Raw genomic sequence first — 20,444 nt, forward strand, 5'->3', positions numbered from 1 at the left:
CTATGCTCGTTGATGAAGCGTTAAGTTTATTTGTGGGCCATCAATCTTCCCAAAATCGTTCAGACTATACGGTAATTGCCTATCAAACCGACCTTAATCAGTTTTTTAGATTTGCTTCATCAGAACTTAATCAAGAGCCAGAAACACTGACAGTAGACCAGATTGATATATATATTGTTCGTAGTTTTCTAGGTGTTCTGTCAGACCATGGATTAGCGAGAAAAAGTATGGCCCGTAAGCTGGCTGCACTGCGCTCGTTTTTCAAGTTCTTATGCCATAAAGATATCCTGCTAAATAATCCTGTTCAGCGGGTGGCCAGTCCAAAGCTAGGGCGCAAACTTCCGCATTTTCTTTATCAAGATCAGGTTGAGGGGCTGCTTAGTGCTCCAGACGATAAGGATATATTAGGCTGCAGAGATAGAGTCATTCTAGAGCTTCTTTATGGCTCAGGCCTAAGGGTTAGTGAATTAGTCGGCTTAAATCGAGAGTCTATTGATTTAGACAGCGGGTTGATTCGAGTTCTTGGGAAGGGAAGTAAAGAGCGGGTAATTCCGGTAACAAACTATGCTATCCGAGCCATCAAAACCTACCTAACAAGACGTGTAGATCACCGTCAAGCTCTTTTGCTTAATTATCAAGGAACTCGGTTATCTGAACGATCTGTCCGCAGAATCCTAGACAAACTTGTCGGTAAGATTAGTTTGGAACAACATGTAAATCCACATATGCTGCGTCATTCCTTTGCTACTCATTTATTAGACGGGGGAGCGGACTTAAGAAGTGTTCAAGAGTTATTGGGACACAAGAAACTCTCCTCCACTCAAATCTACACGCATTTAACCCGTGAACGACTAAAAGAAGTCTTTACCCTGGCTCATCCTCGTGCAAAAGTAGTTAACAAGGAGGAGTTACCATAAATTTTCACAAAAAAATGTAAATTACCTACAATTCAACTTGACATGCCGAAATGGCCCTAGTAAACTTAAATCAAAGGGGGTTCGATGATGTTTCATGCAACAACTATTGTCGCTGTGAAAAAAGGAGAACACGTAGCTATCGCGGGTGACGGTCAAGTAACAATGGGTCAGGCGACTATTATGAAACATACGGCCCGCAAAGTTCGTCGTTTATTTCATGGAAAAGTCATTGCAGGGTTTGCCGGATCCGTTGCGGATGCGTTTACTCTATTTGATAAGTTTGAGCAAAAACTCGAAGAATACCATGGAAATCTTCAGCGTTCAGCCGTAGAATTGGCCAAAGAATGGCGAACAGACAAAATGTTAAGGAATCTCGAAGCGTTACTTCTAGTTGCTGACGCGAAAAACCTTTTGATCGTAAGTGGTTCAGGTGAAGTGATCGAACCGGATGATGGTATTGCGGCCATTGGATCCGGGGGGAACTATGCATTAGCAGCCGCTCGCGCCTTGGCGAAGCATTCAGATTTACCAACAAGGGAAATTGTCCAAGAAGCCATGCTGGTTGCTGCCTCAATATGTGTATATACTAATGAACAAATTATTGTCGAAGAGTTATAAGGGGGTGTGACTATGGATCACTTGACTCCGCGTGAAATTGTCCATGAATTGGATCGGTATATAATTGGACAAAATACAGCTAAAAAGGCTGTTGCCGTTGCTTTACGTAATCGTTACCGACGTTCTTGTTTGTCAGAGCAGTTGCAAGAAGAGGTTATACCTAAAAACATCTTGATGATAGGTCCAACGGGTGTTGGTAAGACAGAGATAGCACGGCGTCTGGCAAAGCTGGTAAAAGCCCCGTTTATCAAGATCGAAGCAACTAAGTTTACAGAAGTTGGTTATGTAGGCCGGGATGTGGAATCCATCATTCGTGATTTAGTCGAAATATCCCTGCGGATGGTCAAGGCCGAGCGGATGGAACAGGTTCAGGCTCAGGCAGCAATCAATGCCGAAAAACGGTTACTTGAGTTGCTTGTTCCAGAAAAGCGTACTGAGAGTTCATCAAACAACCCCTTTCAAATGTTATTCGGGCAGTCAGCAAATCAAGAAAAAGAACCTCAAGTAACTCCAGAGATAGAAAAGGAACGCAAAATTGTAAGGGAACACTTAGAACGCGGGGATCTTGAAGAAAAGGTTATCGACATTTCAGTTGAAGAAAGCATGCCGCTTTCCGATATGCTGGGCAACAATAACATGATGGAGATGGGCTTAAATATTCAAGATATGATGTCTGGGATGCTTCCCAAGCGACACAAAAAGAGAAAAGTGACAGTACGCGAAGCACGAAAAATCTTGATCCAAGAAGAAGCTCAAAATTTAATAGACCATGATGAAGCGGTTCAGGAAGCAATTCGAAGAACTGAACAAGAAGGAATAGTATTCTTGGATGAAATTGATAAAATCGCGGGACGGGAAAACTCTAGCGGTGCAGATGTCTCCAGAGGGGGCGTCCAACGTGACATCCTTCCAATTGTTGAGGGATCTACTATCGTAACCAAGTATGGTCCTGTTAAAACTGATCATATTCTATTTATTGCAGCTGGAGCGTTCCATGTCAGTAAACCATCGGACCTGATCCCCGAACTCCAGGGCAGATTTCCAATTCGTGTTGAACTTGAGTCCCTAAGTGTTGCGGATTTTAAACGTATACTTACAGAACCTCAATCATCCCTCATTAAACAGTACAGTGCTTTATTGGGAACTGAAGGGATAAACGTAGAATTTACAGAGAATGCTATTGATGAATTGGCAGAAGTCGCCTACAAAGTTAATTCCAGTACAGAAAACATCGGTGCCCGTCGACTCCACACAATTGTGGAAAAAGTACTTGAAGAATTATCCTTTGAAGCCTCAGAACTACCGGATGATTACACGGTGACCATTAATCGTGAATATGTCGAGCATCGTCTAGGAAATGTTATTCGAAACCAAGATTTAGCTCGCTATATTCTGTAACAAATGTTGTTTTAAAAGATATGTCTATCTTAAAAATAGTAACTAAAAGGAGGATGCAAAAATTATGGCATCATTACTAGAAAAAACGAGATCAATCAATAAGTTAATACAACGTGCTGCGGGTAATCCAGTTGATTTTGAGGAAATGGCAAAAGTCCTCGGGCAAGCAGTGACTTCTAACTGCTATATTGTAGGACGACGAGGAAAGATCCTTGGGTATAGTTTTATGGAGGGCTTTGCCTGTGGAATCATGGAAGAAATCGTGATCCATTCCGAACGTTTTCCAGAAAGTTACAACGAGGGACTTATGAAAGTTACCGGAACAACCACAAATACAACCCAAGTTGCCAATGGTTGTATCTTTAATAGTAATGAAGCCTGTGGTTTCACTAATAAACTGACAACAACTGTGCCAATCTTAGGTGGAGGGGAACGCGTCGGGACACTTATGCTCGCTAAATATGATGTAGAATTTAATGAGGACGATCTTGTACTTGCCGAATATGGAGCAACCGTTGTGGGTATGGAAATTTTGCGAGTAAAAGCAGAACGTGCCGAAGAAGAAGCACGTAAAAAAGCAGCGGTCCAAATTGCTGTAGGGACTTTGTCGTACTCCGAACTTGAAGCAGTTGAGCATATTTTCGCAGAGCTGGGCGGCGGAGAAGGACTTTTAGTTGCAAGCAAAATTGCTGATCGAGTGGGGATTACTCGTTCCGTGATCGTTAATGCCCTCAGAAAATTTGAATCTGCCGGCGTGATTGAGTCAAAGTCCTTAGGGATGAAAGGAACTTATATTCGGGTTCTAAACGATTACCTGTTAGATGAACTAGAGAAACAGACTAAACACATGAAATAGGCCGTAGGAGGTATTTGATGGAAGAACATGATTATGTTTACCAACTAAGACCCCTAATAATTCCGGGCCTCATCTTTCTTATCCTATATCCTCTAATTGTTGGAGGAATACATGCTTTCAGCAAGTTACCAGCCCTGGAACTAAGGGTGCTCATAGGAATCTATGTGATTTCAGGACTTGGAATCATCACCTTGTGGGTCGTAGGCAAGAGCAAACGTATTATCATTAATGGTAATCAAATTGTCTTCCGTTCGCTGCTGGGTGAGCGGATTCTTGAACCGAAGGATATTCGGCGGGTTGCCTTTTATTTCGATGATAAAGGGCAGGAAATTGCTCAGATTCGGACGAGTGAGGATTTGTACTATGTAAGTGAATTCTATTTCCCCTTTCCCGAACTTATGAGTGATTTGGAGATTTTTATTGAGCAATACGATATACGTTCAAATCTTTCAAGGTATGCTAATTAAGTGGACTCTATCAGCAGTTTAAAAGCGTAGATTTCGTTGCAAAGCTACTAATAATATGCTAATCTAGTAACAGTGTGATTAAATGACACACGCAGTGGGATGAAGGTGCCGGTTCCTTGTCGGGAGGCAAGGGGCACTTTGAGATGAACCTGCGGCGGAACAAACAAAAAGAAAGTAGGTATTTACAAATGGCTGTCATTTCTATGAAACAATTGCTTGAAGCGGGTGTTCACTTTGGACACCAAACTCGTCGGTGGAATCCTAAGATGGCGCGCTATATTTTTACTGAGCGCAACGGGATCTACATTATCGATTTACAAAAGACCGTAAAAAAGGTAGATGAGGCCTACAACTTTGTTAGGAATCTTGCGACTGAAGGGGGTACCATGCTGTTTGTAGGTACCAAGAAACAAGCACAAGAGTCTGTCAAAGATGAAGCTGCACGTTGCGGTATGTACTTTGTCAACGAACGTTGGCTTGGCGGAATGCTGACCAACTTCCAAACCATTCAAAAACGAGTTGATCGTTTACGTGTTTTGGAACGTATGGAGGCAGAAGGTGTTTTCGAAGTTCTTACTAAAAAAGAAGTTTCGGCACTGCGTCATGAAATGGAAAAACTGGAGCGCTTCCTGGGTGGTATTAAGAATATGAAGAAACTCCCAGATGCTCTATTTATCGTAGATCCACGCAAAGAGCGCATTGCTGTTGCGGAAGCACGCCGTTTGCATATTCCTATTGTGGCAATAGTCGATACGAACTGCGACCCAGATGAAATCGATGTTGTTATTCCAGCTAATGATGACGCCATTCGTGCTGTTAAGTTATTAACCGGAAAAATGGCTGATGCTATTATCGAGGGACAACAGGGGAACGAAGAAGAAGAGGAAGCTGGAGAAGCAGTCGAAGCGTAAGCGAAGTGCGAGGTTCGAAGCTCGAAGTTCGAACCTCGCATATTTCATAATATCTGACGCATTAAGTTTTGAGACTCCCTTTACATGACCGTTTAACTTACAGAATAATCTTTCGTTTTAACCCAAAGTTTCCGGACAAAGCGGGATAGATTATTCACTGCGTTCAGAATGACAAGCCTTCGTTTCGCAAGGATGGTTTGCATAAGGAACGTAGCGCAGATGAGGTTTTCTTATACTTATAAGGTTTCATAGAACACATAACTATAGTGCGCGTTGATGTTGAGCATCGAGCATAGATTTAATATCGTGCCTCGCGCCTCGAGCTTCGTGCATCGATATTAGGAGGTTAACACAATGGCAGAGGTAACTGCAGCTCTAGTAAAAGAGCTTAGAGAACGGACCGGGGCAGGCATGATGGATTGCAAAAAGGCCCTAACAGAATGTGGTGGAGAAATGGAAAAAGCTTGTGATTTTCTCCGTGAGAAAGGATTAGCTGCTGCCGCAAAAAAAGGAGCTCGTGTTGCCGCGGAAGGAACAATTGAGTCCTATATTCATGGCGGTGGACGAATCGGCGTATTGCTTGAAGTAAACTGCGAGACCGACTTTGTTGCACGTGGAGATGAATTTAAAGCACTAGTTCGTGATATTGGTATGCACATTGCTGCAGCAAACCCACAATACTTAAGCAAGGAAGAGGTTCCTGCTGATGTGCTCCAACACGAGAGAGATATCTTGAAAGCTCAAGCCCTTAATGAAGGAAAACCTGAAAAGATCATTGAAAAGATGGTCGAAGGCAGAATTGAAAAGTACTACAAAGAAGTATGTTTATTAGAACAAGCCTTTGTTAAAGATCCAGATAAGAGCATTAGCGAACTCGTCTTAGATAAGACCGCTAAAATTGGTGAACGTATTGTGATTCGTCGATTCACTCGTTATGAGTTAGGTGCAGGTATCGAAAAACGGCAGGATGATTTTGCTGCAGAAGTTATGAAAGAACTAAATCGATAAGTGACCTAGCCATCATCTAGAGAACACCCCGGTGTTCTCTTTTTGGAATGTGAAAGGTTTTCAATTTAGGATAATTAGATTGATGGAGGTTAATCCATGGAAAAGCCACGGTATAAACGAGTTGTCCTTAAGATAAGTGGAGAAGCCCTTGCAGGTAATCAAGGGTTTGGCCTTCAACATGATATGCTGGTTTCCGTTGCAGAGCAGGTGGGACAAATCCTTGAAATGGGAGTTGAAGTGAGCCTAGTTGTTGGTGGGGGAAACTTATGGCGTGGTATTACAGGCAGTGCACAAGGCATGGATCGGGCTCAAGCAGATTATATGGGGATGTTGGCAACAGTGATGAATGCCTTAGCCTTACAGGATGCTTTAGAAAAAGCTGGATCAGATACCCGTGTTTTGTCAGCAATTGAAATGCGACAGGTCGCTGAACCTTATATTCGCCGTCGAGCTATCCGACATATGGAAAAAGGGCGTATCGTAATCTTTGCTGCTGGAACAGGTAATCCTTACTTTTCAACAGATACTACGGCTGCGTTAAGAGCTGCAGAGATTGAAGCGGATGTCATTTTGATGGCTAAACGAGTGGATGGAGTATACGACTCAGATCCCATGATCAATCCTGATGCTAAGAGATTCGAGCGCTTAAGCTATTTGGATGTCCTAAGTCGAGGGCTGGGTGTGATGGATTCCACGGCCACCTCACTTTGTATGGATAATAATATTCCGGTTATAGTGTTTGACCTTACGAAACAGGGTAATATCCGCCGGGTTGTCCTGGGAGAGTCAATTGGAACATATGTTGGGAGGGATACTTAATGATTTCAGAAGTGATTAAAGACGCGGACGAGCGGATGCATAAGGGTATTGATGCCTTACGCAGAGAATACACCTCTATTCGTGCGGGCCGTGCCAATCCAAGTGTCTTAGACAAGGTCATGGTTGAATATTATGGAACTCCAACCCCTATTAATCAACTGGCGAATGTGTCTGCGCCGGAAGCCCGAATGCTGATGATTCAGCCTTGGGACAGATCCGTTCTTCCGGCCATTGAAAAGGCAATCATGAAATCCGATCTGGGGCTTAATCCTTCAAGTGATGGTAATGTGATTCGTCTCATGATTCCTCAGCTCACCTCAGAACGGCGTGTCGAACTAGTGAAGGCTGTAAAAAAGAAGGCAGAAGATGCACGTGTCGCAGTTCGAAACGTACGTCGGGATGTCAACGATCAGTTGAAGAAATTAGAAAAGGATCACGAGGCTTCAGAAGATGAGGTCAAACGTGCCCAAGAAGACGTACAGAAAATGACTGATAAAATGATAAAAGAAATCGAACGTGTCATGGAAGCCAAGGAAAGCGAAATCATGGAAGTATGATCAAGGCTTGGCTTGGTCGAGAGTGGAATAAGATTCAACCGGAAATCGTAGGTTTGGGTAAACCTTGCGCTTTCCAAATCACACGTCCTCATGGTAATATAGAATCATGGGGAAACTACCGGGTTGTTCGAGTTAGAGAGTTCGATAACCTGGTAGAGGTTGTATTAGCGCACGAAAAATATTCGCCAAGGCAGACATTGACCCCCTAAATTACAAGGGGGTCTTACTCGTAGTTCGAGGTTCGTGGTTCGAAGTTCGAATAAGAATTCCTCTGTAAGTAGTTAAAAGTCAGGTTCAATTATTTAGAGAATTAGATATCTGATGTCTGATAGATTTCAGTGGTTCGAAATAGGGTTCTGTACATTATCCTAATATCATTCTTAAATGTCGAACCACGAACCACGAACCACGTATATCGAGTTGGGGGTGCAATCAGTAATGTGGCTCAAACCTTGGAGACAAAATAAAGAGGATTTATTGGATCAGATTGCGCCTGAACGCCTTCCTCGCCATATTGCCATTATTATGGACGGAAACGGGCGTTGGGCTCAAAAGCGTGCACTTCCTCGCTCGATGGGACACAGGGCAGGAGTAGAGGCTTTAAGGAAAGTTGTCAAAACCTGTTCCACGTTGGGAATTAAAGTTCTCACAGTGTATGCATTCTCGACGGAAAATTGGAGTAGGCCTAAAGATGAAGTGGGTGTGCTCATGACGTTGCTCACGGAATACTTGAAAAAAGAACTCCAAGAGCTCCATCAGAACAATGTGGTGATCCGTGCTATAGGGGGAATAGTTGACCTGCCTCGGGAGGCACAGCGTGAATTAGAGAACTCTATTAAGCGAACCAGTAATAACACGGGTCTTATTCTTAACCTTGCGTTAAACTATGGCGGACGATCCGAGATTATTAATGCTGTAAGGACAGTTTGCAAAGATGTTTTAAGTGGGAAACAGCAAATAGAAGCGATAGATGAAGAACAATTTAGTAATGCACTCTTTACCAGAGGCTTACCGGATCCAGATTTAATGATTCGGACCTCAGGGGAAATGAGACTCAGCAACTTTTTGCTGTGGCAATTAGCATACACTGAAATTGTTGTTATAGAGGATCTTTGGCCTGATTTTGGAGAAAAAACGTTAATTGATGCGATTAAAACCTATCAGAAACGAGATCGCCGTTTTGGTGGAATACATACAGATTGAGGTAGTAAATGTTTAGAAGAACAATGAGTGCATTGATCGGTGCCCCAATCTTTCTGGGATTGATCTATTTAGGGGGACCTTATACAGCCTTCTTGGTCGCTGTTTTAACATTGCTGGCCTTGCGGGAATTTTTGAAAATTGGCGTTCAAATGGGTGTACATGCTTGGTATATCCAAACTACTCTGGCTACTGCTGTTTGGTTGACTAGTTTATTCGTTGGTAGGGAAGAATGGATAGTAACGGCGCTTCTCTTTTGGGTTGTAATTTGCCTTGGACGACTTGCTCTAACCTATCCTAAGTCACCCCTTTCGGAAGTAAACTATAATTTGTTGTCTGTTATTTATGCCGTTGTCCTGCTTTCCCATCTTTATTTACTTAGAGAACTTCCACGGGGACTTGAGTGGACGTTTGTGACAATTTTTTTGGTATGGGCTACGGATACAGGCGCATATCTCATAGGGAGACAATTTGGACGTCACCTTCTAGCCCCACAAGTAAGTCCTAAGAAAACGGTGGAAGGTTCGGTGGGTGGATTACTCTTGAGTATCGTGGTAGCTATCCTATGCTGGTATTTAATCGGTGGATCTTCTTGGCTTACCTATGTTATTTTGGCAGTTGTTATTGGAATTAGTGCCCAAATTGGAGATCTATTCGAATCAGCATTAAAGCGAAGTGCAGGGGTTAAAGATTCAGGGGAAATTATTCCAGGCCATGGCGGTATTTTAGATCGCTTTGATAGTCTTATCTTTGCCCTTCCCTTAGTATACTATGGAGTAATCCTTCTATCATGAGGTGAAAACATTGAGTATCCAAAAACACCCTCTCTGGACAAATATCAATAGGCTAGCAATTGTAACAAGTATCTTAGTAAGTTTGAAAGTCTTTACATATTTCTTTCAAGACTTTTTACCTGTTTTTGGTGATGTAATAAGTGTATTATTTAGCGCCTTTTTGCCCTTCGTTATTGCAATTATTATCGCTTTTTTACTAGAACCGCTCCTCGTTGGAGTGATGCGTACCTTAAGAATCCGCCGGCCTTATGCAGCAGTCGTTTCACTATTACTAGCCATCGCGGCAGTAAGTCTTTTCATTTTTATTATTGTTGCCCGTCTGTACACAGAGTTATCTGAACTAGCTATAAGCTTGCCGAACTATGGGTATCTTGTTGATCTTGTATCAAAGCAAGTAGAGACCGCTGAACGATTTGTTGAGGTTAACCCTCAAGTTCAGGATACTTTGTTTAGTGCGACACAAACCCTGGCATCGATGCTTCAAGCTTGGGCCAAATCAGCAAGTTCATTTTTACTTTCGGTTTTAACTGCCCTACCCCGTGTATTTATCGTTATTGTGGTGTCTATTGTTGCTACAATACTCATTAGTTCAAGCTATCCAAATGTTAAACAGTATATTTCTAAGTTGTTTCCTCGTCGCTTCCGTGTCAGTGCTCAAGCGATTAGCGAGGATTTGGGAGCAGCTGTAGTAGGGTTTGTGCGATCTCAAGCTATTTTAGTCTCTGTGACTTCCCTTGCGACTATCGGCGGGTTGTTGCTTATGGGCAATCGTTACGCTGTTACCCTAGGAGTCCTCGCGGGATTACTTGATATTGTCCCGATTGTAGGTACAGGGATGCTGTTCGTACCTTGGGCTATCGGGCTTTTTATTATGGGATCCTTCGGAGAAGGACTAAAACTATTGACTATGTGGATAATAATCATGGTTGTAAGGCAGTTTCTTGAACCCAAAGTTATGTCCAAAGGAATTGGGATTCACCCATTGCCAACCCTAATTTCGATGTATGTGGGGCTTCAGTTGATAGGCGGCTTTGGTCTTATTGTAGGACCTGCTATTGTGATATGTTATGAAGCAGTGCGAAGAGTCAGTATTTTTGGACCTCCTAAAGAGTAACCATTAAAATGACAACTATAACAAGCTTGTAGAGCAGGGAGAGATGATTCGCGTTGAAAACGCTAACTCTATTAGGATCAACAGGATCTATTGGACGACAAACTCTAGATGTCGTTCGTCACGCCGAAGGGAACCTTAGGATACATGCTCTAGCAGCAGATAAAAATGTAAACTTAATGGAAGAGCAAGCTCGTCTATTTATCCCGTCCCTGGTTGTAATGATGGACGAAAAAGCGGCTCTTGAACTACGCGGTCGATTGAGGGATTTGCCGATTAAAGTTGATCAAGGCATGGATGGTATGATCAAAGCTGTCACGGCTCCCCAAGCAGATACAGTCGTTACAGCCCTTTCCGGACGTATTGGCCTAGAGCCTACCCTTGCAGCAATAGAGGCAGGCAAAACAATTGCACTTGCGAATAAAGAAACCTTAGTAGCTGGCGGAGATTTAGTTATGTCATTGGCTAAGAAAAAGAAATGCAAGATCCTGCCAGTCGATAGTGAACACTCAGCAATCTTTCAATGTCTCGAAGAAGACTCAAGAACTATGGAAAAGATTATTCTGACAGCATCAGGAGGACCCTTTTTTGGCTGGACTAAGGAGAAGTTAGCGACAGTCACCTTAGAGAAGGCTCTCTGCCATCCCAACTGGGAAATGGGGGCAAAAATCACCATCGATTCCTCAACAATGATGAATAAGGGTCTCGAGGTAATCGAGGCTCATCATTTGTTTGACATGGACTATGACGGGATAGAGGTTTTGATTCATCCTCAGAGTGTGATCCATTCTATGGTTCAGTATTATGATGGTTCAGTGCTGGCTCAGTTAGGCAGGCCCGATATGAGGCTGCCAATCCAGTATGCCTTAAGTTATCCAACCCGTTGGAAGAATCCATTTGAACGCCTTGACTTGCGCGGAAAAACCTTATCCTTCCATGAACCTGATCTCGAAGCTTTTCCCGCCTTAGCGATGGCTTATCAGGTCGGACGACAAGGGGGGACTTTGCCGGCTGTTATGAATGCTGCAAATGAAGTTGCTGTATCAGCCTTCCTTCAGAAGAAAGTATCTTATCTGGGAATACTAGACATAGTACGAAAGGTTTGTACGGAGCACAATGTTTTAGATAATATGGATTTGGGAAGCATACTCGATGCAGACACTTGGGCTCGTCGTAGGGCGGAAGAACTTATTGGGAAGTTCGATGCGCGAGGTAGGAGGTTCGAGTCTTAAAAGGACAATAAGCTTGAAGTATGAAATCGATTCAGAGATAATATAGTACTCGTAGTCAGTATTTGAATATCCGATAGTTCGAAACCACGATTTCGTTATCTAAAAGACAACGGGAATGGAATATAGTACTTGATATCTCGATATCAGTTAAAGGGTATTCGAGCCTCGAACCACGAACATCGCATATCGATAAAGGGGGGGTAAAAGTGTTAACGACACTCGCCATCGTTTTTGTTTTTGGAAGTATGGTAATGATTCATGAATTCGGACACTATATTGTAGCCAAGTGGATTGGAGTCAAGGTCATTGAGTTCAGTTTTGGTTTCGGTCCGAAAATTGTGGGTTATCAAGGGAAAGAAACACTTTATGCTCTTCGCATTGTTCCCCTAGGTGGGTTCGTTAAACTTCATGGGATGGATGCAGAAATCAACGAAAAAGGTCAGGCGGTTATAGCCTCGAAAAATGATGCGAGAAGTTTTATGAATAAGCCTGTCTGGCAGCGTATGGCTGTTATTGCGGCTGGGCCAATTATGAACTTCGTTTTGGCGATAATCATGTTTGTAAGTGTTTTTGCTTATCTTGGGATTCCATCACAAGGGAGCAGCAATACCGTCGGCTCACTGGTTCAGGGAAAACCAGCAGCTGCTTCAGGGATTCAACTAGGAGATAGAATCATTGCAGTCAACCAAGAAACGACAGAGGATTGGATTCGTTTGACGGAAGTTATTCATTCCAAACCGGAACAAGTGTTAAGCTTAACAATCGAACGAGGAAGCCAACAGCAACGTCAAACTGTGTCTGTTAAGACAGAAAAAGATCCTCAAACTGGGTATGGGATGATCGGGATTGCGCCGGAAGTCACTTATGTACATGCCTCGATTTTTGAGGCGACCCGTGTAGGAATTGAACGATCAGTGGACTTCACAAAGCTAATTATAGTGACATTAACACAAATGGTCACTGGGAAGATTCCGGCAGACGTAGGTGGTCCGGTCATGATTGCTCAGGTCATTGGAGAAGGTGCTAAAGAAGGATTTTCAAACTTATTGGGTTTAACAGGCGTCTTAAGCATCCAACTGGGTCTTATTAACTTATTCCCCATACCTGCCTTAGACGGAAGCAGGTTAGTCTTCCTTTTGATTGAAGGCTTAAGAGGAAAACCACTGAACCCGGAAAAGGAAAACATGATTCACTTAGTTGGCTTTGTTTTGCTTATGGGTTTAATGCTCGCCGTAACTTACAAAGATGTCTTGCGCTTGTTTGTTAAAGCCGGGTAGTAACAGGGGGATAAAGTTATGATACAGAGAAAGAGGACCCAACCAGTACAGGTTGGGTCGGTGACAGTGGGTGGCGGAACCCCTATTGTTATTCAATCAATGACCAATACGGATACCCGTGATATTAAAAGCACGTTAGCTCAGATTCATAACTTAGCTGAAGCCGGGTGTGAAATTGTGCGCCTTGCTGTTTTGGACGGAGAGGCAGCGAAAGCTCTAAAAGAAATATCTGCACTAAGTCCCTTACCGGTCATTGCTGATATTCACTTTGATTACCGTTTGGCCTTACAGGCGGTTGAACAAGGGATCCATGGATTAAGATTAAATCCAGGGAATATTGGGGCGCGTTGGAAAGTTCAGGAGGTCGTGCGTGCTGTTAGGGAACGACAGATTCCGATTCGTATCGGAGTGAACGCAGGGTCGCTGGAAAAAGAACTTCTTGAAAAGTACGGAGGCCCCACGGCAGCTGGTATGGTTGAAAGTGCTTTAGGACATATCCGTTTACTTGAAGAGGAAGGTTATGATAAACTTAAAGTTTCCCTTAAAGCCTCTTCTGTTCCCCTGATGCTTGAAGCCTATCGCAAGATCCATGAAGTTATCGATTATCCCTTACATCTTGGGGTAACCGAAGCAGGAACAATTCGCTCAGGTGTAGTAAAATCAGCCATAGGAATTGGGACCCTGCTTGCAGAAGGAATTGGGGATACGATTCGAGTATCACTCACTGGAGACCCTGTACGGGAAATTCCAGTGGCTTTAGAGATCCTACATGTCCTCGGCTTGCGACAACGCAGTGTGGAATTAATCAGCTGTCCCACTTGTGGCCGAACACAGGTTGACTTAGCAGACCTAGCTGAAAAAGTTGAGGAAAGGTTATCACAACTTCCGCCACTGGACAAGCCCTTAAAAGTTGCAGTTATGGGTTGCGTAGTTAATGGACCTGGAGAGGCCCGTGAAGCTGATTACGGGATCGCCGGCGGTAAAGGTATGGGGCTTTTATTTCGCAAAGGAGAGATTGTAGCCCGTCTTCCGGAAGAAGAATTGTTAGCGGCCTTGCTCCAAGAAATTGAGGAGTATGTCCGGGGACATCAGAAACTTTAGTTTAAATCCATTGGGATAGGAAGCAAAATGAATGATAAAATAATGAAAGGAATGGACATCATGCGCGTCAGCCAACTATTAAATCCTACACTCCGTGAGGTTCCGGCAGAAGCTGAAATCATCAGCCATAAACTGATGCTTCGGGCAGGATTAATTCGCAAATCTGCATCTGGTCTATATACCTATTTGCCACTGGGGTTGAGAGTCTTAAGAAAGATCGAGTCCATTGTTCGTGAAGAGATGGATGCTAAAGGCGGACAAGAAGTTCTGATGCCAATTATGCAGCCAGCAGAATTATGGAAAGAGAGTGGTCGCTGGGATGTATACGGCGCAGAGTTATTTCGCCTAAAAGATCGCCATAATCGAGAGTTCTGCCTCGGTCCTACCCATGAAGAAATCATCACTGACCTTGTTCGGGGTGAGATACGATCTTATAAACAGCTGCCCGTACTTCTTTATCAAATTCAAAACAAATATCGGGACGAGCGACGTCCACGCTTTGGATTAATGCGGGGACGGGAATTCGTTATGAAAGATCTGTATTCCTTTGATCGTGATGAGGCAGGCCTTCACGAGAATTATGTAAAAATGTACGATGCCTACTGTCGAATTTTTTCTCGCTGTGGTTTAACCTATCGTCCTGTCGAGGCGGATCCGGGTGCCATTGGAGGTACGGGTGGATCACATGAGTTTATGGTGCTGGCGGATTCTGGGGAAAATTCGGTAGTTTATTGCTCAGGTTGCGATTATGCTGCAAATATGGAAAAATCCGAGTGTCGTCCCCAAGCAACCGAAGACACAGCTCCTGAAGGACAGCGAGCCTTAGTGCCGACTCCAGGAGTTAAGAGCATTGACGACCTCAGTAAGTTTTTGGCTGTACCAAAAAGCTCCCTAGTTAAGTCATTGCTATATCAAGGAGATGAAAAGACCTTTTTAGTCTTGATACGTGGTGACCGTACCTTGAATGAGATAAAATTGAACAATGCTTTAGGTGGATTTATATCTCTCCAACTCGCTGCTCCCGAGTTAGTCGAAAACATTCTTGGATGTGGACCAGGGTCTGTGGGACCAGTAGGGGTGCCTGAGGGGCTTATGGTTATCGCTGATGCAGAGGTTCCTCTTATGAAAAGGGCTGTATGCGGAGCAAACAAGGCGGAGCATCACTATGTTGATGCTATTCCTGGTCAAGATTTCAGAATTGATCAGGTCCACGATTTAAGGATGGTTGAACCCGGTGAAGAATGTCTAAAATGTGGGGCCCCCCTTAAAGAAGCAAGAGGAATTGAAGTAGGTCAAGTTTTCAAACTTGGAACAAAATACAGTAAAGCACTGGGAGCGAACTATCTAGATGAAAACGGAGTCGAGAAGAGTTGTGTAATGGGTTGTTATGGTGTTGGGGTAAGCAGAACCATTGCCGCTGCCATCGAACAGAACCATGATGACAATGGAATTATCTGGCCTATGCCGATTGCTCCATACCACTGTATCATCGTAACTGCAAGCACAAAAGATGCCTTAGTCGTAGAGACCGCTGATAAACTCTATCAGGAGCTAAAGAACCTCGGAGTGGAAGTGGTTCTTGACGATCGAGATGAACGTGCGGGTGTAAAATTCAAGGATGCAGATCTGGTTGGATATCCTCTAAGAGTGACCTTAGGAAGTAAAACCTTAGCCAATGGTCAAGTTGAACTAAGAGAGCGTAAAACCGGTGAAACACACCTGGTGCAGGTTGCAGACCTGGCTCAACAGGTAAAGGAAATCATTGATAAAGCGTTACTTTGTTAGTATTAAGGACGTCGACATCTCGGTTTCAAGAGAGTAGAGAAGTAGTGGAGGTCTTTTCCAACCAAGAGGAAATGACCTCCACGTTATTAATTCAAAAATTTTTCTTGAATAATGCATTACAAAAAACTATAATGTTAATTAAATTATTCTTAACTAAATACAGCTGGATGAAATTTACGGGAGAGTGGCTATGGCCTGCCGAAGAGGTTGTACTTTCAGGCGCTTGAATTCAAGTAGGACCGTAAATGGACAGGACTCTGGAGAGACCCAAATGAATGGGCGCCGAAGGGGCAACGCAACGATGCATTGCTAATCTCTCAGGCAAAAGGACAGAGTATTATAGGTTTAATAAAAGGGCACTTTTTAGAGTGATCTTTTTTAGGCTTATATTACCAATGCAATCCAGAGTCAAATCGCTAAGATTTGGCTCTTTTTTATATAAAAGATGTAGTACTAATAAACTACACACAGAGGGATTAGAGAAGGAAAGTTAAGGAGGAGGAAAAAGACATGCAAGCATTTCACGATCTTATTATCTGGTTAAACGACTATCTCTGGGGACCCCCGATGCTGATATTACTTTTTGGAACGCACTTATTTCTAACCTTTCGGACTCGTTTCATCCAAAGGTACATTTTCAAAGCCATTAAACTATCTCTAACTAAGGATGAATCTGCTGAGGGAGATGTAAGTCAATTTGGTGCCCTCACGACGGCATTAGCAGCTACGATAGGTACTGGTAACATCGTCGGTGTCTCTACTGCAGTAGCCCTGGGGGGGCCTGGTGCTGTGCTTTGGTGCTGGCTAACGGGGGTATTCGGGATCTCCACCAAGTACTCCGAGGCGCTATTATCTGTTAAATATCGGGTTAAGACCTCCGATGGAACAATGCTTGGCGGCCCTATGTATGCACTTGAGAACGGTCTTGGCCAAAAGTGGCTAGCGGTCTTATTCTGTATTTTTACGGCCATTGCCGCGTTTGGGATTGGCAATACGGTCCAAGCTAATTCAATTTCAGGGATGATTAATGAGACGTTTCATATCTCTCCTTATATTACTGGTGGTTTTATGGCTTTACTTACCGGTATTGTCATTCTCGGTGGTGTAAAGTCCATTGCTCGCGTGTGTGAGAAACTTGTACCTTTTATGGCGTTCTTTTATGTGCTTGGTTGCATTGTTATTTTAGTTCTTAATTCTTCCTATGTACTGCCTGCCATCAGCTTAATCTTTAAATCTGCCTTCACCCCTCAAGCTGCCGGCGGTGGTTTCATCGGAGCTTCTATTATGATGGCTGCTCGCTATGGTATAGCCCGCGGTTTGTTCTCTAATGAGTCAGGCTTAGGATCTGCTCCTATCGTGGCAGCAGCGGCCCAAACAAGAAACCCTGTTCGCCAAGCGTTAGTCTCTGCCAGCGGAACCTTCTGGGATACTGTTGTGGTTTGCGCAATGACAGGTATTGTCGTAGTAAGCAGCATAATGAGCAACCCGGCAGCAGCTGAAGGACTAAAAGGAGCTGCTCTGACTAACATGGCCTTTGCTCAGATTCCTGTCGTTGGTCCAATTGTTCTTACTGTTGGACTGTTAACCTTTGTATTTTCGACGATCCTTGGATGGTCCTATTATGGTGAAAGAGCAATTGAATACTTATTTGGAAAAGTAGCCATAGTCCCCTACCGCGTTCTGTGGGTAATCGCTGTATTCTTCGGCTCTATAATGACCCTTCAACTCGTTTGGGATATGGCAGATGCCATGAATGCAATGATGGCCATACCGAACCTTATCGCTCTGCTCCTCTTAAGCGGGGTCATAGTATCAGAAACGAAAAAGTATCTTTGGGAAGATAATTTGGATGAGGTCTCAACAGATCCCATTCCATTAGTAAAGAAGTAAAGAAAAAGAAAAGCAAGAGTATAGTTCCTACAAACAGCAATTGCTTGAATAGCAAACGCATATCCATAAAAAAGCATCGGCTAAAGACTGCCGATGCTTTTTAGCATACATATCAGTTGAAAAATTAGCAGGTTAAGTCAATCAATGACTTAACCTGCTTAGGAATGCTTTGGTCCTTTTTTCCCGAGGGTTACTAAAAATCTGAATAGGAGAACCTTCTTCGACAATTCGACCTTGGTCTAAGAAGAGTACCCTGTCTGCAACTTCCCTAGCAAAACTCATTTCATGGGTCACTACTACCATGGTCATACCATCTTCAGCCAACTGTTTCATTACAGTGAGAACTTCCCCGACCAGCTCAGGATCAAGAGCTGATGTAGGCTCATCAAAGAGCATTATTTTTGGATGCATTGCTAAGGCCCTTGCTATTGCCACTCTCTGACCCTGTCCTCCAGATAGAGTTCCCGGGTAGCAGTTTTGTTTATCGTAGAGGCCAACCTTTGAGAGCAGCTCACGGGCTATTTCCATGGCATCCTTCTTATCCTGTTTAAGAACATGAACGGGAGCCTCAATAATATTCTCCAAAACTGTCAGGTGAGGGAAGAGATTGAACTGTTGGAACACCATTCCCACCTGACGACGAATCTGCTTGAGACTGCTTGATTTCCTTTCAAGTGGTACATTATCTATCAGGATTTCTCCTGCTGTCAGCGTCTCTAATCCATTCAAACAGCGCAGGAACGTACTTTTTCCGGAACCACTAGCCCCAATAAGCACGACAACTTCGCCTGCAGACACTGTGGCATTGATACCATCAATAACTCGTGTTTTGCCAAAGTCTTTAATTAGTCCATGGACACCGATCATTGACTTTTTCGGAATGTAATCTAATTCTAATTGCATGATTAACACCCCCTTGTCCTATTTTCTTTAGATAGTCGCCATTCAAGACTGCGTAAAAGAGCGGATATGACAGTGGTCATTAGCAAATAGAGCGCTGCTGCAGTAGTGTAGAATTCCAGAGAACCAAAGGTCACACTGGCAAAGCGTTGGGAGGTTTGAAGGAGTTCCGACATTGTGATAACGGAACAAAGAGAAGAATCCTTTAGAGTAATAATAAACTGATTGCCTAAGGATGGAATTGATATCCGCAAAGCTTGTGGAAATATAATTCGACGCATGGTCAAGAATTTCCCCATGCCAAGAGATAACGATGCTTCGGTTTGCCCTTTTGGGACTGCTTCAATCCCCCCCCTAAAAACCTCGGCCAGATACGCTCCGCTGTTTATTCCCAGTCCCAGTACTGAAGAAGTAAAGGCGTCCAAGGTGATACCAAGTTGCGGTAAACCAAAATAGATGAGAAATAGCTGTACAAGCAAAGGGGTTCCCCGAATCAGCCAAATGTAAAAATGCGCAATATACCTTAGAGGAGTATGAGATATCTTTAGGAGAGCCGCTAGCAGACCCATTAAAATACCAAAAGCAATTCCCAGTACTGCAAGTTCTATGGTCAAACCTGCCCCCTGTAACAAAAAAGGCAGATATTTAAGGATAATACTAAAGTCAAGATTCAAAGCAAGTTACCTCCAGTCTGATCAGAGCAGTACCCCTTTGCAACTTACTTACGGCTTAACGGATATCCGCGCTGAAATATTTTTCACTAATTTTCTTATAGGATCCGTCATCCATCATTTCAGCCAAAGCACTGTTCACAGCTTCTAACAATTCAGGACTATCTTTGCGAATCGCGATCCCCATCTTTTCTGTATATAGTAAATCACCTACCAGTTTAAAGGGGTAATCGTTTTGTTTGATAGCATTTAGACCGACAATTTTATCAGTAATAACGGCATCCAACCTTGCGTTGGCCATATCATTAAAAGCATCGGGGTCACCTTTATAGGTCTTCACAGTTGCCCCCAAATCTCTTGCTTTTGTTTCAAATGTTGTACCTAGAACTACCCCAACGGTTTTACCTTTAAGATCTGCTCCTCCGCTGATACTTGAGTCAGAAGGCACAATAACTTGGGCTCCCGAACGGTAATAGGGGGTGCTGAAGTTGACCTTTTCCAAGCGTTCTTCTGTAATCGCCATGCTTCCTAAGATCATATCAAATTTGCCGGTAGTTAACCCTGCAATCAGCCCATCCCATTCAGTTGCAATGGGTGCTGGGTTCACGTTTATTCGTTTGGCAATTTCATGGCCTATTTCTACGTCAAATCCAGTAAGTTCATTCTGCTCGTTAAAAAAGTTGAAGGGTGGGTATTGCCCGCTCATGGCATAGCTTAATTTTCCATCGGATTTAATCCTATCTAAGGTTGTTGATGGTTCAGAATCACTCTTTGATGCACCACAGCCAGTTGCTATCAATAAGATTAGAGTAACAAGGATAAGCACATTAAACTTTTTCATTGTTTCTTTCTACCTCCTCTAAATCTGCCGAGATTTATAGCATAATTACTTTCCTCTCATGGTATAGACAATCAAACCACCTCCAGGAATG

21 protein-coding genes and 1 riboswitch are annotated in these 20,444 nt (G+C 43.4%); of the genes, 18 read left to right on the plus strand and 3 right to left on the minus strand.

All coding sequences use genetic code 11. The features are described from left to right. Window positions 1-2 precede the first annotated feature (2 nt). The 18 genes from xerA to HGJ98_RS17895 all read left to right on the plus strand — a co-directional run bounded on the left by xerA (window position 3) and on the right by HGJ98_RS17895 (window position 17,941). A complete protein-coding gene (gene xerA / locus HGJ98_RS17810) occupies window positions 3-917 on the plus strand; it encodes a site-specific tyrosine recombinase/integron integrase (RefSeq protein ID WP_291353032.1) in 915 nt (304 codons plus the stop codon). 87 nt (window positions 918-1,004) lie between these two features. Continuing rightward, window positions 1,005-1,535, plus strand: a complete 531-nt coding sequence (gene hslV, locus HGJ98_RS17815) for an ATP-dependent protease subunit HslV (protein ID WP_291353033.1) — start codon at window positions 1,005-1,007, stop codon at window positions 1,533-1,535. 12 nt (window positions 1,536-1,547) lie between these two features. After that, window positions 1,548-2,933 (plus strand): ATP-dependent protease ATPase subunit HslU, encoded by a 1,386-nt coding sequence (gene hslU, locus HGJ98_RS17820; protein WP_291353034.1) that lies wholly within the window; start codon window positions 1,548-1,550, stop codon window positions 2,931-2,933. Window positions 2,934-2,997: 64 nt separating this feature from the next. Continuing rightward, a complete protein-coding gene (codY, locus tag HGJ98_RS17825) occupies window positions 2,998-3,789 on the plus strand; it encodes a GTP-sensing pleiotropic transcriptional regulator CodY (protein WP_291353035.1) in 792 nt (263 codons plus the stop codon). A gap of 17 nt (window positions 3,790-3,806) precedes the next feature. Beyond that, complete coding sequence (locus HGJ98_RS17830; protein WP_291353036.1) at window positions 3,807-4,256, plus strand: hypothetical protein; 450 nt, start codon at window positions 3,807-3,809, stop codon at window positions 4,254-4,256. A 188-nt stretch (window positions 4,257-4,444) separates the two neighbouring features. Beyond that, window positions 4,445-5,167 carry a 30S ribosomal protein S2 gene (rpsB, locus tag HGJ98_RS17835; RefSeq protein ID WP_291353136.1) on the plus strand — a complete coding sequence of 241 codons (723 nt, stop codon included), beginning with the start codon at window positions 4,445-4,447 and terminating at the stop codon, window positions 5,165-5,167. Between the two features lie 354 nt (window positions 5,168-5,521). Then, complete coding sequence (tsf, locus tag HGJ98_RS17840) at window positions 5,522-6,175, plus strand: translation elongation factor Ts (protein WP_291353037.1); 654 nt, start codon at window positions 5,522-5,524, stop codon at window positions 6,173-6,175. Window positions 6,176-6,271: 96 nt separating this feature from the next. Then, complete coding sequence (gene pyrH, locus HGJ98_RS17845) at window positions 6,272-6,994, plus strand: UMP kinase (RefSeq protein WP_291353038.1); 723 nt, start codon at window positions 6,272-6,274, stop codon at window positions 6,992-6,994. Next, window positions 6,994-7,551, plus strand: coding sequence for a ribosome recycling factor (gene frr / locus HGJ98_RS17850; RefSeq protein WP_291353039.1), 558 nt, complete (start codon window positions 6,994-6,996; stop codon window positions 7,549-7,551). Before pyrH ends, frr begins: the two co-directional genes overlap by 1 nt. Further along, window positions 7,548-7,760, plus strand: coding sequence for a hypothetical protein (locus HGJ98_RS17855; protein ID WP_291353040.1), 213 nt, complete (start codon window positions 7,548-7,550; stop codon window positions 7,758-7,760). The genes frr and HGJ98_RS17855 overlap by 4 nt, the downstream gene beginning before the upstream one ends. 229 nt (window positions 7,761-7,989) lie before the next feature. Next, the gene (locus HGJ98_RS17860; protein WP_291353137.1) at window positions 7,990-8,754 is read left to right on the plus strand and encodes an isoprenyl transferase; all 765 of its coding nucleotides are present in this window, start codon (window positions 7,990-7,992) and stop codon (window positions 8,752-8,754) included. Between the two features lie 8 nt (window positions 8,755-8,762). Further along, entirely contained in the window at window positions 8,763-9,545 is a 783-nt protein-coding gene (locus HGJ98_RS17865) for a phosphatidate cytidylyltransferase (RefSeq protein ID WP_291353041.1), read from the plus strand. A gap of 10 nt (window positions 9,546-9,555) precedes the next feature. Beyond that, entirely contained in the window at window positions 9,556-10,659 is a 1,104-nt protein-coding gene (ytvI, locus tag HGJ98_RS17870) for a sporulation integral membrane protein YtvI (RefSeq protein WP_291353042.1), read from the plus strand. A 53-nt stretch (window positions 10,660-10,712) separates the two neighbouring features. After that, window positions 10,713-11,888: a 1-deoxy-D-xylulose-5-phosphate reductoisomerase gene (locus tag HGJ98_RS17875; protein ID WP_291353043.1), complete on the plus strand. Its 1,176-nt coding sequence runs from the start codon at window positions 10,713-10,715 to the stop codon at window positions 11,886-11,888. 206 nt (window positions 11,889-12,094) lie between these two features. Next, complete coding sequence (rseP, locus tag HGJ98_RS17880; RefSeq protein WP_291353044.1) at window positions 12,095-13,165, plus strand: RIP metalloprotease RseP; 1,071 nt, start codon at window positions 12,095-12,097, stop codon at window positions 13,163-13,165. A gap of 21 nt (window positions 13,166-13,186) precedes the next feature. Further along, window positions 13,187-14,266: a flavodoxin-dependent (E)-4-hydroxy-3-methylbut-2-enyl-diphosphate synthase gene (ispG, locus tag HGJ98_RS17885; RefSeq protein WP_291353138.1), complete on the plus strand. Its 1,080-nt coding sequence runs from the start codon at window positions 13,187-13,189 to the stop codon at window positions 14,264-14,266. A 60-nt stretch (window positions 14,267-14,326) separates the two neighbouring features. Further along, complete coding sequence (locus HGJ98_RS17890) at window positions 14,327-16,051, plus strand: proline--tRNA ligase (protein WP_291353139.1); 1,725 nt, start codon at window positions 14,327-14,329, stop codon at window positions 16,049-16,051. A 247-nt stretch (window positions 16,052-16,298) separates the two neighbouring features. Continuing rightward, window positions 16,299-16,394: riboswitch (glycine riboswitch) on the plus strand. Window positions 16,395-16,561: 167 nt separating this feature from the next. After that, window positions 16,562-17,941, plus strand: coding sequence for a sodium:alanine symporter family protein (locus HGJ98_RS17895; protein WP_291353045.1), 1,380 nt, complete (start codon window positions 16,562-16,564; stop codon window positions 17,939-17,941). Window positions 17,942-18,082: 141 nt separating this feature from the next. On the opposite strand, the gene HGJ98_RS17900 is transcribed toward HGJ98_RS17895, so the two are convergent. The 3 genes from HGJ98_RS17900 to HGJ98_RS17910 are packed head-to-tail and all read right to left on the minus strand — an operon-like array spanning window position 18,083 to window position 20,353. Continuing rightward, the gene (locus HGJ98_RS17900; protein WP_291353140.1) at window positions 18,083-18,808 is read right to left on the minus strand and encodes an amino acid ABC transporter ATP-binding protein; all 726 of its coding nucleotides are present in this window, start codon (window positions 18,806-18,808) and stop codon (window positions 18,083-18,085) included. 38 nt (window positions 18,809-18,846) lie between these two features. Further along, entirely contained in the window at window positions 18,847-19,515 is a 669-nt protein-coding gene (locus HGJ98_RS17905) for an amino acid ABC transporter permease (protein WP_291353046.1), read from the minus strand. Window positions 19,516-19,570: 55 nt separating this feature from the next. Next, window positions 19,571-20,353 carry an ABC transporter substrate-binding protein gene (locus HGJ98_RS17910; RefSeq protein ID WP_291353047.1) on the minus strand — a complete coding sequence of 261 codons (783 nt, stop codon included), beginning with the start codon at window positions 20,351-20,353 and terminating at the stop codon, window positions 19,571-19,573. Window positions 20,354-20,444: the final 91 nt, after the last annotated feature.

It is taken from the genome of Desulfosporosinus sp. (assembly GCF_014237355.1).
Taxonomy (GTDB): domain Bacteria; phylum Bacillota; class Desulfitobacteriia; order Desulfitobacteriales; family Desulfitobacteriaceae; genus Desulfosporosinus.